Source organism: Bradyrhizobium australafricanum, from assembly GCF_020329495.1.
In the GTDB taxonomy this organism is placed as follows: domain Bacteria; phylum Pseudomonadota; class Alphaproteobacteria; order Rhizobiales; family Xanthobacteraceae; genus Bradyrhizobium; species Bradyrhizobium australafricanum.
In genome coordinates this window covers 1-14,429 of sequence record NZ_JAGKJL010000111.1, presented here as the reverse complement: position 1 = coordinate 14,429, position 14,429 = coordinate 1, and the positions used below count along the sequence as shown (strand labels likewise).

Genomic DNA, 14,429 nt, shown 5'->3' with positions numbered 1-14,429 from the left:
GTACAAGAGACGGTCGAGCGCGTCCGGCGCATCGACGTCGACCAGTATCGATATGGGTTTGAGACGCTGATCGAGTCCGACAAGGCCCCGAAGGGGCTGTCGGAAGACACCGTCCGCTTCATCTCCGCAAAGAAGAATGAACCGGCCTGGATGCTGGAATGGCGCCTGGAGGCGTATCGCCGCTGGCTGACCATGACCGAGCCGACCTGGGCGCGCGTCGACTATCCGAAGATCGACTACCAGGACATCTACTACTACGCGGCGCCGAAGCCGAAGAAGACGCTGTCCTCGATCGACGGGATCGATCCGGAAATCCTCAAGACCTACGAGAAGCTCGGCATCCCCTTGCGCGAGGTCGCGATCCTCGAGGGCGTCGAGCCGCCGCCCGGTGGTGAGCAGACGCCGAACCGCAAGATCGCGGTCGACGCCGTGTTCGATTCGGTTTCTGTTGCGACTACCTTCCAGAAGGAGCTGAAGGCGGCCGGCGTGATCTTCATGCCGATCTCGGAGGCGATCCGCGAACATCCCGAGCTAGTGCAGAAATATCTCGGCACCGTGGTGCCGACCTCGGACAATTACTTCGCGACATTGAATTCGGCTGTCTTCTCCGACGGCTCGTTCGTCTACGTGCCGCCGGGCGTGCGCTGCCCGATGGAGCTGTCGACCTATTTCCGCATCAACGAGCGCAACACCGGCCAGTTCGAGCGCACGTTGATCATCGCCGACAAGGGCTCCTACGTCTCCTATCTCGAGGGCTGCACCGCGCCGCAGCGCGACGAGAACCAGCTGCACGCCGCCGTGGTCGAACTCGTCACGCTCGATGATGCCGAGATCAAGTATTCGACGGTGCAGAACTGGTATCCGGGCAATTCGGAAGGCAAGGGCGGCATCTACAATTTCGTCACCAAGCGTGGCGACTGCCGCGGCAGGAACTCCAAGATCTCCTGGACCCAGGTCGAGACCGGTTCGGCGATCACCTGGAAATATCCGAGCTGCATCCTGCGCGGCGACAATTCGAGCGGCGAGTTCTACTCGATCGCGATCTCGAACGGTTTCCAGCAGGTCGATAGCGGCACCAAGATGATCCACCTCGGCAAGAACACGTCGAGCCGGATCATTTCGAAGGGCATCGCCGCCGGCAAGTCGCAGAATACCTATCGCGGTCTCGTCAGCGCCCACCGTAAAGCGACCGGCGCGCGCAACTACACCGCCTGCGACTCGCTTCTGATCGGCGACAAATGCGGCGCGCACACCGTGCCCTATGTCGAGGCCAAGAATTCATCGGCGATACTCGAGCATGAAGCGACAACGTCGAAGATCTCAGAAGACATCCTGTTCTTTTGCGCGCAAAGAGGCTTGAGCGAGCAACACGCCATTGGCCTCGTGGTCAACGGTTTCGCGAAAGACGTGCTGCAAAAACTGCCGATGGAATTTGCGGTGGAGGCGCAGAAGTTGATCTCGATCTCGCTCGAGGGATCCGTCGGATAATTAATCGTTCCGCGAGCCCTCCTGATCGCGGCGCGCGTTCCGGATCACGCATTTCAGGATCAGATCACAATGGCGCTACTTGAAGTCCGAGATTTGCATGCCGGTATCGAGGGCTGCGAAATTCTTCGCGGCCTCGATCTTACGGTCAATGCGGGTGAAGTGCATGCTATCATGGGGCCGAACGGCTCCGGAAAGTCTACGCTTAGCCACGTTATCTCCGGCAAACCCGGCTATCAGGTGATCGCTGGCCAAATCCTATTCAAGGATGACGACCTGCTCGCGATGGAAGCAGACGAGCGCGCTGCCAAGGGCGTATTTCTTGCCTTCCAGTATCCGGTGGAAATCCCTGGCGTAACCACCATGAACTTCCTGCGCGCGGCGCTAAACGCCCAGCGCAAGGCGCGCGCACAAAAGGAATTCTCCACTCCTGATTTTACGAAACGAGTCCGCGAGGTCGCTAAGTCGCTCAACATCCCGCAAGGCATGCTCAAGCGCGGCCTCAATGCCGGATTTTCCGGCGGTGAGAAGAAGCGCAACGAGATTTTGCAGATGGCGCTGTTCGACCCGAGCCTGTGCATCCTGGACGAGATCGATTCCGGTCTCGACATCGATGCACTACGGATTGTCGCGGGCGGCATCAACGCGTTGCGTTCGCCGCAACGAGCGATGATCGTGATCACCCACTATCGGCGGCTTCTCGACTACATCGTGCCGGACGTTGTCCACGTGATGTCGAAAGGGCGAGTAAGAAAGAGCGGCGGCAAGGAACTCGCACTGGAGCTTGAGGCTTCTGGCTACGCCCAATTCGAGGACGTGGCGTGACGGCTCAAAGGGTTTCCAGATGAATCAGGTTGTAGTCAAAGCCGCCGCTGGGCGCACAATGGACAATGTCTTCGCCGCGGCGCATGGACGGCTGCCTGGCTCCGGGCCCGTCGCTCATATCCGTGCAAGGGCATTTGAGGCCTACAAGCGCGCCGGCCTCCCGCATCGGCGCATTGAGGCTTGGAAATACACCGATCTGCGCGCCCTGATTGGCGAGGTCCAGCCACTCGCTCCGCAACCGAATGCGGCTGCACTCGTGCACGCAAGGACGTCAGTTAAGCGAGCGGCAGTCGAGCAGGCGGTCAAGCTCGTCTTGGTGGATGGCATATTCGCCCCCGAACTATCCGACGTAGGTAGGCTGGAAAATGGGGTCGATGTGCGGTCGCTCCGAGAGGTCCTGGAGAATTCCGCCGACAGCGCGATGGCCGGGCTGATACTCTCGACGACGACTGATGCGATGATCTCGCTCAACGCGGCAATGGCGACCGATGGCTTGGTGATTACCATCGCTGAGGGCAAAGCGGTAAAGCGTCCGATACAGATCGTTCACGTCGCGACCGGATCGTGGGCGTCCAACTTCACGCGTTCCTATCTGCATCTCGGCCAAGGCGCAGAAGCGGTCGTGCTGGAAAGCTTCGTGTCGAACGAAGGCGCGAGCGGCTATCAGACTAACGATGCGACAATCGCCCTGATTAGTGAGGAGGCGCGCTTTTCGCATATCCGACTGGCAGCCGATGCTGCTGACGCGGTGAATATCTCGTCGGGGATCATCGCGGTCGGCGCCAGGGCGAGGCTTGATCTCTTCGGCATGATCTGCGGCGGCTCGGTCAGTCGCTATCAGGGATTCATCACGCTAGCCGGCGAGGGATCCAAGCTCTCGGCGAACGGGGTCAATCTCATCAGGCACAAGCAGCACGTCGACACGACAATCGTCGTCGAGCACGCTGTGCCCCACTGCGCCAGCCGGGAGAAGTTCCGTGCGGTTATAGATGATTGCGGCCATTCGGTGTTCCAAGGCCGGATTGTCGTGCGCCCTGCCGCGCAGAAGACGGACGCCACGCTGACGATGCGAGCGCTGCTTCTGTCTGACGAGGCCGGCGCCGACAACAAGCCCGAACTTGAAATCTTGGCCGACGACGTGACTTGCGGCCACGGATCGACATCAGGCGCGCTGGATGACACTCTCGTATTTTATCTGCGCGCTCGCGGTCTATCCGAGAAGGAGGCGCAGGCGTTGCTGATCAGAGCATTCCTGGGTGAGGTGATTGAGGAAATCGGTGCCGAGGATCTGCGCGATTTTGTGACCGCGCAAGCTGAACACTGGTTGCAGGCGCGGTGATGAGCGTGCATCCCGCGATGAACAATGGCCGGTACGAGGTTGACCGTCTGCGTACGGACTTTCCTGCGCTGAGCATGACAGTTTATGGAAGACCGCTGGTCTATCTCGACAATGCCGCCTCGGCGCAGAAGCCTAAGGCGGTACTTGACCGTATGATGCAGGCGTACTCCAGCGAATATGCCAACGTGCATCGCGGTTTGCACTACCTCGCTAACGCGGCGACCGAGGCGTATGAAGGTGCCCGTGCCAAGCTGGCGCGATTTGTAAACGCCCGTCTAAACGAAGAGATCATCTTCACCCGCAGCGCTACCGAAGCAATCAATCTGGTCGCCCAGACCTTCGGCCGTGAACGCGTCACTCCAGGGGATGAGATCATTCTCTCGATGATGGAACACCATTCCAACATCGTGCCGTGGCACTTTCTCAGGGAACGGAACGGTGCAGTGATCAAATGGGCGCCAGTCGATGATGACGGCAACTTCCTGCTCGATGCATTCGAGCAGCTCCTGACGCGACGCACCAAGATGGTTGCCATCACGCAGATGTCGAACGTGCTCGGGACCGTTGTGCCGGTGAAGGATGTGGTGAGTATCGCCCACGCGCGTGGTATCCCGGTGCTGATCGATGGTTCGCAAGGGGGCGTCCATCTGAACGCCGACGTCTGCGATATCGATTGCGATTTTTATGTGATGACGGGCCACAAACTCTATGGTCCGACGGGTATCGGAGTGCTTTACGGCAAATCTGAGCATCTGGCGTTGATGCCACCCTTCAATGGGGGCGGCGAGATGATCCGTGAGGTGTCACGTGCCGGCGTCATCTATGGTGATCCGCCGCACCGGTTCGAGGCGGGTACGCCACCGATCGTTGAGGCGGTCGGTTTCGGAGCGGCTGTGGATTACATCAATTCCATAGGCAAGGAGCAGATCCGCGAGCACGAGAGTGCGTTGCTTGCCTACGCACAGCAGCAGCTGGGGGACATCAACTCCCTGCGCATGATCGGGACACCGGCCGATAAGGGACCAATTATCTCCTTTGATATGAAGGGGGCGCATGCGCATGATATTGCCACCGTTGTCGACCGCGCAGGTGTAGCGGTGCGGGCGGGGGCCCATTGCGCGATGCCGCTGCTCAAGCGCTTCGGCGTTCTGGCGACATGCCGTGCGTCCTTCGGCCTCTATAACACATACGAAGAGATTGATACGCTCGTGGGCGCGCTGATCAAGGCGCGGCAGCTATTATCGTGAACCGGCGAGCGTGCCACGTCTAGGCGACCAGGCAGCTTGCGTCGATCATCGGGAGCGATGACGTCATGCACAAGGACGTCATCGTCATTGCTGAGCGTAAAGCTTCTGTAGTCTCTGCAGACATGGATGGTATTGGCAAGCCGGAGCCGCTCAGCCTGCCTGTTTTCCGTGTTAGCGGCTGTCCCGGCGAGCGTGATCGCTAGGTACTGCAATCGGCGGCACTTCGTGCCTTCCAGAATTGTGCGACGCAATTTCGCGCATAACCGGCACTTGTTCCATTTCGAACAGGGCTAACGAAGAAGTCTCCGTGCAAAGTGCGATGTCGCGTTCGCAACAACAATCAGCCCCACGGGGCGAAGTGTGCTAACCGCTTTTATTTACTCCAGTTTTTGCGCACGCGACGGGCTGGCATGCTCGTTGCAAAAGTCTTGGACAGCAAGCCGCTCTCCAACAGCTAACCCTTGAAGGACATAAGCATGAGTCTCGCTACGACCCAGAGCATTGCAGAAATCAAGGCTCGCAACAAAGAGCTGATCGAGGAGGTGCTGAAAGTCTATCCGGAGAAGACCGCGAAACGGCGCGCCAAGCACCTCAACGTTCACCAGGCCGGCAAGTCCGACTGCGGGGTCAAGTCCAACATCAAATCAATACCCGGTGTGATGACGATCAGAGGTTGTGCCTATGCAGGATCCAAGGGGGTGGTCTGGGGACCGATCAAGGATATGGTCCATATCAGCCATGGCCCGGTTGGCTGCGGCCAGTATTCGTGGGGCTCGCGTCGTAACTATTACGTTGGCACAACGGGCGTCGATAGTTTCGTGACCCTGCAATTCACCTCCGACTTCCAGGAAAAGGACATCGTATTTGGTGGCGACAAGAAACTGATCAAAATCCTTGACGAAATCCAAGAGCTGTTTCCGCTCAACAACGGCATCACAATCCAATCGGAATGCCCAATCGGACTGATCGGGGACGACATCGAGGCCGTATCGAGAGCAAAATCCAAGGAATACGGCGGCAAGACCATCGTGCCCGTCCGCTGTGAGGGCTTTCGCGGCGTGTCGCAATCGCTTGGCCACCACATTGCCAACGACGCGGTGCGCGATTGGATTTTCGACAAGCTCGAGACCGACGACAAACCAAAGTTCGAATCGACACCGTACGATGTTGCGATCATCGGAGACTACAATATCGGCGGCGACGCCTGGTCGTCGCGAATTCTGCTGGAGGAAATGGGCCTGAGGGTGATTGCGCAGTGGTCCGGCGATGGTTCACTCGCTGAGCTCGAAGCGACGCCGAAGGCAAAGCTCAATATTCTGCATTGCTACCGTTCCATGAACTACATCTCCCGCCACATGGAAGAGAAATTCGGTATTCCCTGGTGCGAGTATAACTTCTTCGGACCGTCAAAGATCGCAGAATCGCTGCGCAAGATTGCGGGCTATTTCGACGACAGGATCAAGGAAGGCGCCGAGCGGGTGATTGAAAAATACCTACCGCTGGTGAACGCTGTGATCGCGAAATATCGCCCCCGCCTAGAGGGCAAGACGGTGATGCTGTACGTCGGCGGGCTTCGTCCGCGTCATGTGATTGGCGCGTACGAGGATCTCGGCATGGAAGTCGTGGGCACCGGATACGAGTTCGGCCACAACGACGACTATCAGCGCACCGCCCAACATTACGTCAAGGACAGCACGCTCATCTACGACGACGTCAATGGCTATGAGTTCGAGCGCTTCGTCGAAAAGCTCCAGCCCGATCTGGTTGGATCGGGCATCAAGGAGAAATACGTTTTCCAAAAGATGGGTGTCCCGTTCCGGCAGATGCATTCCTGGGACTATTCTGGCCCATACCACGGCTATGACGGCTTTGCGATCTTCGCGCGGGACATGGACATGGCGGTCAACTCGCCGATCTGGAAGAAGATGAAGGCTCCCTGGAAGGAAGCTGCGAAGCCGAAGCTCTTGGCTGCAGAATAAAAAGCACTTGGTTCCAGAGTAGAGCAACCGATCCCGCTCTCTGGGGAGAGTTGGGGCGACATCAATTTCGATAGTAAAGGATCTTAACAATGGCGCAGAGTGCAGAACATGTGCTCGATCATGTCGAACTGTTCCGTGGTCCAGAATACCAAAAAATGCTGGCCGACAAGAAGATGTTCGAAAATCCCCGCGATCCTGCCGAGGTCGAACGTATCAAGGAATGGACCAAGACGGCTGAATACCGCGAGAAGAATTTTGCGCGGGAGGCGCTCACGGTAAATCCGGCCAAGGCCTGCCAGCCGCTTGGGGCCGTATTCGTCTCGGTTGGTTTTGAGGGTACGCTGCCTTTCGTCCACGGCTCGCAAGGCTGCGTGGCCTACTACCGCAGCCACCTGTCGCGGCACTTCAAGGAGCCGAGCTCCTGCGTGTCTTCATCTATGACGGAAGACGCCGCTGTATTCGGCGGGCTGAACAACATGATCGACGGGCTCGCCAACAGCTACAACATGTACAAGCCCAAGATGATTGCGGTCTCGACGACATGCATGGCTGAGGTGATCGGCGATGACCTCAACGCCTTCATCAAGACATCGAAGGAAAAGGGCTCGGTTCCGGCAGAGTTCGACGTGCCGTTCGCTCACACGCCGGCGTTCGTCGGCAGCCACGTCACTGGCTATGACAATGCGCTCAAGGGCATCCTGGAGCATTTTTGGGACGGAAAGGCAGGAACAGCGCCGAAGCTGGAGCGCGAGCCAAACGAGGCAATCAACATCATCGGCGGTTTCGATGGCAATACCGTTGGAAACCTTCGCGAGATCAAGCGAATCTTGGCATTGATGGACATTAAGCACACGATTCTCGCCGATAACTCTGAAGTTTTCGATACCCCGACCGACGGCGAGTTCCGAATGTACGACGGCGGTACCACGTTGGAAGATGCGGCTAACGCGGTTCACGCCAAGGCGACAATCTCCATGCAGCAATGGTGTACGGAAAAAACGCTGCCGTTCGTATCCCAGCATGGCCAGGACGTTGTGTCTTTCAATTACCCGGTCGGCGTATCCGCAACCGATGATTTTCTCGTGGCGTTATCGCGCATCAGTGGCAAGGAGATCCCGGAGGAACTTGCGCGAGAGCGTGGCCGCCTGGTTGATGCCATCGCGGACTCCAGCGCGCATATCCATGGCAAGAAGTTCGCCATCTACGGCGACCCGGATCTCTGCTATGGGTTGGCTGCCTTTCTGCTCGAACTCGGTGCCGAACCGACTCATGTGCTGTCCACCAACGGCAACAAGGCGTGGCAGGAAAAAATGGAGGTGCTGTTTGCAAGCTCGCCATTTGGGCAGGCTTGCCAAGCCTATCCGGGGCGGGACCTCTGGCACATGCGTTCGCTCTTGTTTACCGATCCGGTTGACTTTCTGATTGGCAATACCCACGGCAAGTATCTGGAGCGCGACACGGGAACGCCACTGATTCGGATCGGATTCCCGATTTTCGATCGACATCACCATCACCGCTCCCCTGTATGGGGCTATCAGGGCGGCTTGAATGTGCTGGTGAAGATTCTCGACAAGATCTTCGACGAAATCGACAAGAAAACAAATGTTCTAGGCAAAACCGACTACAGCTTCGACATCATTCGTTGATGGCAGACAATGCGCTGCGACATCGCCGAGGACTTCGGCGATGTCGCAAGAGACATGTGGTTGGCCATGATGGTTGGCCTTGCATTTGATTTCGATCGAAAGGAAAAACGAATGAGCTCGCTAGCGGCCAGGGTCCAGAGTATTTTCAACGAACCGGGCTGCGCCAAGAATGGTAGTAAGTCGGAGGCTGAGCGCAAAAAGGGCTGCACCAAACAGCTGCAACCTGGCAGCGCTGCGGGCGGCTGTGCGTTCGACGGCGCAAAAATTGCGCTGCAGCCCTTTACCGACGTCGCTCACCTCGTACATGGTCCGATCGCGTGCGAAGGCAATTCGTGGGACAATCGCGGCGCGGCGTCTTCCGGCTCTAGTCTGTGGCGCACCGCATTCACGACCGATATGAGCGAAACCGATATCGTATTTGGAGGCGAGAAGCGGCTCTGCAAAGCGATCAAGGAGATCATCGACAAGCACGACCCGCCCGCTGTCTTCGTCTATCAGACTTGCATCCCAGCCATGATCGGCGACGATATCGACGCGGTCTGTAAGGCGGCGTCTCAAAGGTTCGGCAAGCCGGTGATCCCGATCAATTCCCCGGGGTTCGTTGGTTCGAAGAACCTCGGTAACAAACTCGCCGGCGAGGCCTTACTCGACTATGTGATCGGAACGCAAGAGCCGGACTACACCACACCGTACGATGTCAACCTCATCGGAGAATACAATCTCTCCGGAGAGCTCTGGCAAGTGAAGCCTCTGTTGGATGAGCTTGGAGTCCGGATTCTCTCCTGCATCTCGGGTGATGCCAAATATCGCGAAGTCGCTTCATCCCATCGGGCACGGGCGGCGATGTTGGTGTGCTCGAAAGCCATGCTCAACGTCGCACGCAAAATGGAGGAACGCTACGGCATTCCGTTCTTCGAAGGCTCGTTCTACGGCATCCAGGATTCAAGCGAATCGCTGCGCCAGATTGCCCGCTTGTTGGTTGAGCGCGGCGCGCCGATGGATTTGCTTGGACGCACCGAAGCTGTGATCGCCCGCGAGGAAGCGAGAGCATGGGCCGCGATCGGACCGTACAAGCCACGATTCAAGGGCAAGAAGGCTTTGTTGATCACCGGCGGCGTCAAGTCCTGGTCGGTTGTTGCGGCACTCCAGCAGGCCGGTCTCGAACTGGTCGGAACCAGTGTGAAGAAATCGACGAGGGAGGACAAGAAACGCATCAAGCAGCTGATGGGGCAGGATGCCCACATGATCGAGGATATGACGCCGCGCGAAATGTACAAGATGTTGAAGGAGGCCAAGGCGGACATCATGCTTTCGGGCGGCAAATCGCAGTTCGTTGCGTTGAAGGCGGCGATGCCTTGGCTCGATATCAACCAGGAGCGGTGCCACGCCTATATGGGCTATGTCGGAATGGTCAAGCTGGTGGAGGAGATCGATAAGTCGCTCTTCAACCCGATGTGGGAGCAGCTACGTCGACCAGCGCCATGGCAGGCCTTGGCCAAGGCGATGGTGCAGATGCAGCCGCCGGTGGCCGTGGTCGCCGGCGATCCGGCAGTCACGGAGGGGGCGCGGCGCGCGAGGAAGATCTGCTTCTGCAACACAGTCGATCTCGGCACAATTGAGGATGCGATCTACGCTCATGGCTTAAGCAGCGTCGATGCAGTCAGAGACCACACCAATGCAGTCGGTGGTTGCTGCAAGCAACGCATCGAGGACGTTCTGTCGTCTTCGCCGCCTGCCGGGCTGCAAGCCGCCGAATAGGGACGTGTCATGGCCATTGCCACGGTGCCGACAAAAGCATGCGCGGTTAACCCGTTGAAGATGAGTCAGCCGATCGGCGCCGCTTTTGCCTTCATGGGGCTAAGTGGAGCGATGCCGCTTCTGCACGGCTCACAAGGTTGCACCTCCTTCGGGCTCACCCTCTTTGTGCGGCATTTCAAGGAAGCTGTACCACTGCAGACCACCGCGATGAGCGAGGTCGCGACCGTGCTGGGCGGCTACGAGAATCTCGAGCAGGCGATACTCAATATCTATAACCGGACCAAGCCAAAAATCATCGGAATCTGCTCGACGGGCGTCACCGAGACCAACGGCGACGATGTGGATGCCTACCTCAAGCTGATCCGCGACAAGCATCCGCAGCTCGCGAAATTACCGCTGGTCTATGTCTCCACGCCTGATTTCAAAGGTGCGTTCCAGGACGGCTGGGAGAAGGCTGTGGCGCGCATTGTGGATTTGCTGGTGGAAAGGCCAAACGTCAGCGGCCTGCGCGATCCATCGAGGGTGAATGTTCTTCCAGGATGTCACCTCACGCCCGGTGACCTTGATGAACTCCGCACGATCCTGGAGGATTTTGGGTTGCGGCCGTCGTTCCTGCCTGATCTGGCGGGGTCGCTCGATGGGCATATTCCCGACGAGTTTACGGCAACGACCATCGGCGGCATAGGCGTCGACGAAATCGCGAGCATGGGGCGTGCCGGATGGACCATCGCGGTCGGCGGGCAAATGCGGCGAGCAGCGGAGGTCATGCAGGCCAAAACGGGCGTGCCCATTCGCTTGTTCGAACGGCTGTGCGGTCTCGATCCGAACGACGACTTGATGACTTTCTTGAGCGAGATCAGCGGTCGCCCCGTCCCGTCGAAGTATCGGCGCCAGCGTGGCCAGCTGGCCGATGCAATGCTGGATACGCACTTCCATATCGGCGGTCGCAAACTTGCGATCGCGGCGGAGCCCGACCTGCTGTTCGACCTGTCCAGTATGCTGCACGACATGGGTGCGGAGGTGGCCGTGGCGGTGACGACTACGCAGTCGGCCGTGATCGAGCGGATCAAGACCGAAGAGGTGCTGATTGGCGATCTCGAGGATCTGGAAGAGCTTGCCAAAACCAGGCGTTGCGACCTGTTGATCACGCATTCGCATGGTAGGCAAGCGGCGGCTCGGCTGAAAATTCCGTTCTATCGAGCCGGCTTTCCGATGTTCGATCGGCTTGGCGCAGGACACCAATTATTCATCGGGTATCGTGGTACGCGCGATCTGATCTTCGACATCGCCAATCTCCTGATCGCGGACCGCGAGGAGAATCATCAGCCCACGCCCGATAGCTGGCGGGGTCGGGCCGCACTGCCAGCGGCGGCCGCCAACCGCAGCTCCAAGGGAGCGACTGAGAGGTCGATTGCATGAAGGTCGCGTTCGCCACACAAGACCTAAGACAGGTCGATGCCCATTTTGGTTGGGCAAAGAATATCGCTATCTACGATGTCGCGCCAAGCGGACACGTGTTTCTCAAGGCGGTTGAGTTTGAGGGAGATCTCAAGGAAGACGGCAACGACGATAAGTTGGCGCCGAAGATCGAAGCGATCAAGGATTGCGCAATCCTGTACGTTGCCGCAATCGGCGGTGCCGGCGCCGCGCGGGTGGTCGCCAACAATATCCATCCCATCAAAGTGAACAAGCCAGAGAACATCCTTGTGCTGCTCGAAAAGCTCGAGCACGTCCTGAAGGGCACGCCGCCGCCTTGGCTCCGCAAGGCCTTGGCGAAGGACCAACGCCGCACATTCGAGTTCGACGAATGAGGTGAGATGACCGAGGCCGTAGAAATGGAGCAGCCGCGTGGCGACCTTGATGCGCCGTTCCTCAAGGAACTCGTCAAGATATGGCGCGCTCAGGATGCCAATGGAGCGTGGGAAGCAAAGAGCGATTTCGACCTGCTCGAACCCTATATCTTGGACAAGGAGAAGCGGCGTGCGCTGCCGATCGTCGGCGATCCTGATCCCGATACGCTGTGGCGGCTGGAGCTGTTCTTCAATGCGGTTGCACTCTCGATTGAGAAGGCCACCGGCGTGATGATCCAGCCGATTCTGAAGATGCATCATGAAGGCTTTGGCCGCATGGTGCTGATCGGAGGTCGGCTGGTCGCGGTGAACAAACAGCTGCGCGATGTGCATCGCTTTGGTTTCGATAATCTCGCAATGCTCGCACAGGAGGGAGACAAATATGGCAGGAGCGGGATCGACTTGATCCGTAAATTTCCGGACGTGGCGAACTATTGAGGGCACTCATGAGCGATCGTGAAACACTGAAGGCAGAACTAAAGAAACTGTCGGCCAAAGCGTTACAAGCCAAAATGGATCTGCACGATCTTTCGGAAGAACTTCCCATCAACTGGACGTCGATCAAGGCGGTGGCAGAGAAGGCGCACGATGCCTATGCCGAACTCGAACGCAAGAGCTTGGATTTGAAGGCGCTGGAAAATACCTAGAGGGCTTCGACTCATGTCATTTGCAACGCGCGATGGCCGCGACTGGACGCCAGACTATCTGGTCTCGATCGATGGCAAAAAGTGCATCGGCTGTGGCCGCTGTTTCAAAGTGTGCGGTCGGGACGTCATGACGTTGAAAGGAATCAACGAGGAGGGCGAACTTGTCGATCTCGACGATGACGAGGACGATGAGATCGAAAAAAAAGTCATGGTTCTGAGTGATCAGGGCGCCTGCATCGGCTGCGGCGCCTGCAGTAGGGTTTGTCCGGCCAACTGCCAAACCCACGTTCCGGCCGAAGCTGAAGCTGTCTGACCCGCCGCCGTATCCCTCCCCCGCAGGGCGTTACGGTCAAAAATACAGCCATCGTTGAACTTCCTGAGCAGTGACCGCAACAAAGATCGGACCGGAACGTGGCTGTAACGCGAACCGTTTTAGGTCGTAACGAATTGCGAAATGCTGTTTCCGATGCAGCGGCACGCTTGTTCGGTTGGGGATCAGGAGGAGCGTACGTTTGGTCATGGTATGACCGTGGACAGATCCCCTTCCCTGATCGTCCCCGACCGAGTCTTGCGCTTTATTTGGTCTCTAGAGCATGTTGTTTTTTCGCAGAATCGGGATTCCCAGCGGGAGCGATTTCTGATTCAAACTCCGTGCTGGAGAACGGGGGCCAGCATGGATGACGCGACCCTATTCAGAAGACCTTCGTGAACGGGCTCTGGCGCGAGCTGATGCAGGAGAGACAGTTCGTTCGATTGCAGAGGCGCTTCAGATCAGCCCGTCCTGTGTAACGAAGTGGAACAATCTGAGACGGGAGACTGGGGGCGTTTCGCCCGGCAAGATCGGCGGTCACAAGAAGCCGGTTCTGTCCGGTGCCAATGCTGATTGGCTGCGTAAGCGCGTTCTCTCGGGACCATTCACTTTGCGGAAGCTGACACAGGAACTGGCGGCGCGCGGGATCAAGACAGATGTGCGGGCGGTGTGGACGTTTGTGCATGCTGAAGGGCTGAGCTTCAAAAAAAACGATCCTGCCAGTCGAACAAGATCGCCCCGACATCGCCCGTAAGCGGACACGCTGGAAGGCCCATCAAGGCGAGATTGACCCTTCACGGCTGATCTTTATCGACGAGACCTGGATCAAGACCAATATGGCGCCACTGCGCGGCTGGGGACCGAGTGGACAGCGGCTCCAAGCATCCGCGCCTTTCGGTCACTGGAAGACCATGACTTTCATCGCGGCGCTTCGGCACGACCAGATCAGCGCACCTTGGGTCATCGACGGCCCCATCAATGGCGAACTCTTCACCCTCTATGTCGAGAAGGTGTTGGCCCTGTAGCGCGTCGATCTGGATGGGAAGCGCATTGCCTCGCCCTAATTGTTACCGGATGCTGAGCCGTTGCCTCACGTAAATTGCTCCCTTGGATCGGGAACGAGCGGGGGCGAAGATGGGGTGGCTAAGCATGGCAACGCGGAAGGAACTGACGGCGGCCGCAGGCGCGCGCTATCGGCGTTCGGATCGCGCGAAGAAGGCGCGGATATTGGACGAGTTCGTCGACATCACCGGATTCCATCGCAAGCATGCGATGCGCCTACTTCGAGGTCAGGAAGACGCACGCCAGGGCCGACGGGCGCGACGTCGAGTCTATAATGAGGC

At 58.1% G+C, this 14,429-nt stretch carries 13 protein-coding genes and 3 pseudogenes; all 16 read left to right on the top strand.

Annotation, left to right across the window (positions count from 1 at the left end; all coding sequences use genetic code 11):
- Window positions 1-1,488: Fe-S cluster assembly protein SufB (gene sufB / locus J6525_RS44150; RefSeq protein WP_225649332.1), on the top strand; the 1,488-nt coding region annotated here is incomplete at its 5' end.
- Between the two features lie 69 nt (window positions 1,489-1,557).
- Window positions 1,558-2,310 carry a Fe-S cluster assembly ATPase SufC gene (gene sufC, locus J6525_RS44145; protein ID WP_069277614.1) on the top strand — a complete coding sequence of 251 codons (753 nt, stop codon included), beginning with the start codon at window positions 1,558-1,560 and terminating at the stop codon, window positions 2,308-2,310.
- A 19-nt stretch (window positions 2,311-2,329) separates the two neighbouring features.
- Entirely contained in the window at window positions 2,330-3,649 is a 1,320-nt protein-coding gene (gene sufD / locus J6525_RS44140; RefSeq protein WP_225649331.1) for a Fe-S cluster assembly protein SufD, read from the top strand.
- Entirely contained in the window at window positions 3,649-4,896 is a 1,248-nt protein-coding gene (locus J6525_RS44135) for a cysteine desulfurase (RefSeq protein ID WP_069277636.1), read from the top strand. Before sufD ends, J6525_RS44135 begins: the two co-directional genes overlap by 1 nt.
- Before the next feature lie 65 nt (window positions 4,897-4,961).
- A complete protein-coding gene (locus tag J6525_RS44130; protein ID WP_225649330.1) occupies window positions 4,962-5,099 on the top strand; it encodes a hypothetical protein in 138 nt (45 codons plus the stop codon).
- A gap of 273 nt (window positions 5,100-5,372) precedes the next feature.
- Window positions 5,373-6,875 carry a nitrogenase molybdenum-iron protein alpha chain gene (gene nifD / locus J6525_RS44125; RefSeq protein WP_057018194.1) on the top strand — a complete coding sequence of 501 codons (1,503 nt, stop codon included), beginning with the start codon at window positions 5,373-5,375 and terminating at the stop codon, window positions 6,873-6,875.
- An 89-nt stretch (window positions 6,876-6,964) separates the two neighbouring features.
- Window positions 6,965-8,521, top strand: a complete 1,557-nt coding sequence (gene nifK, locus J6525_RS44120; RefSeq protein WP_225649329.1) for a nitrogenase molybdenum-iron protein subunit beta — start codon at window positions 6,965-6,967, stop codon at window positions 8,519-8,521.
- A 111-nt stretch (window positions 8,522-8,632) separates the two neighbouring features.
- On the top strand, window positions 8,633-10,279 hold the full coding sequence (gene nifE / locus J6525_RS44115) for a nitrogenase iron-molybdenum cofactor biosynthesis protein NifE (RefSeq protein ID WP_225649334.1): 1,647 nt from the start codon (window positions 8,633-8,635) through the stop codon (window positions 10,277-10,279).
- 9 nt (window positions 10,280-10,288) lie between these two features.
- The gene (gene nifN, locus J6525_RS44110; protein ID WP_225649328.1) at window positions 10,289-11,698 is read left to right on the top strand and encodes a nitrogenase iron-molybdenum cofactor biosynthesis protein NifN; all 1,410 of its coding nucleotides are present in this window, start codon (window positions 10,289-10,291) and stop codon (window positions 11,696-11,698) included.
- Complete coding sequence (nifX, locus tag J6525_RS44105) at window positions 11,695-12,090, top strand: nitrogen fixation protein NifX (protein ID WP_057018197.1); 396 nt, start codon at window positions 11,695-11,697, stop codon at window positions 12,088-12,090. The genes nifN and nifX overlap by 4 nt, the downstream gene beginning before the upstream one ends.
- 6 nt (window positions 12,091-12,096) lie before the next feature.
- Entirely contained in the window at window positions 12,097-12,567 is a 471-nt protein-coding gene (locus J6525_RS44100; RefSeq protein WP_225649327.1) for a NifX-associated nitrogen fixation protein, read from the top strand.
- Window positions 12,568-12,575: 8 nt separating this feature from the next.
- Window positions 12,576-12,776, top strand: a complete 201-nt coding sequence (locus J6525_RS44095) for a CCE_0567 family metalloprotein (protein WP_141341134.1) — start codon at window positions 12,576-12,578, stop codon at window positions 12,774-12,776.
- A gap of 13 nt (window positions 12,777-12,789) precedes the next feature.
- Window positions 12,790-13,089 carry a ferredoxin III, nif-specific gene (gene fdxB / locus J6525_RS44090; RefSeq protein WP_225649326.1) on the top strand — a complete coding sequence of 100 codons (300 nt, stop codon included), beginning with the start codon at window positions 12,790-12,792 and terminating at the stop codon, window positions 13,087-13,089.
- A gap of 364 nt (window positions 13,090-13,453) precedes the next feature.
- A pseudogene (locus tag J6525_RS47800) lies at window positions 13,454-13,582 on the top strand (helix-turn-helix domain-containing protein); the annotation flags it as partial.
- A 3-nt stretch (window positions 13,583-13,585) separates the two neighbouring features.
- Window positions 13,586-14,102, top strand: a pseudogene (locus J6525_RS47795) (transposase); the annotation flags it as partial.
- Window positions 14,103-14,220: 118 nt separating this feature from the next.
- Window positions 14,221-14,429: pseudogene (locus J6525_RS44075) on the top strand (ISNCY family transposase); the annotation flags it as partial.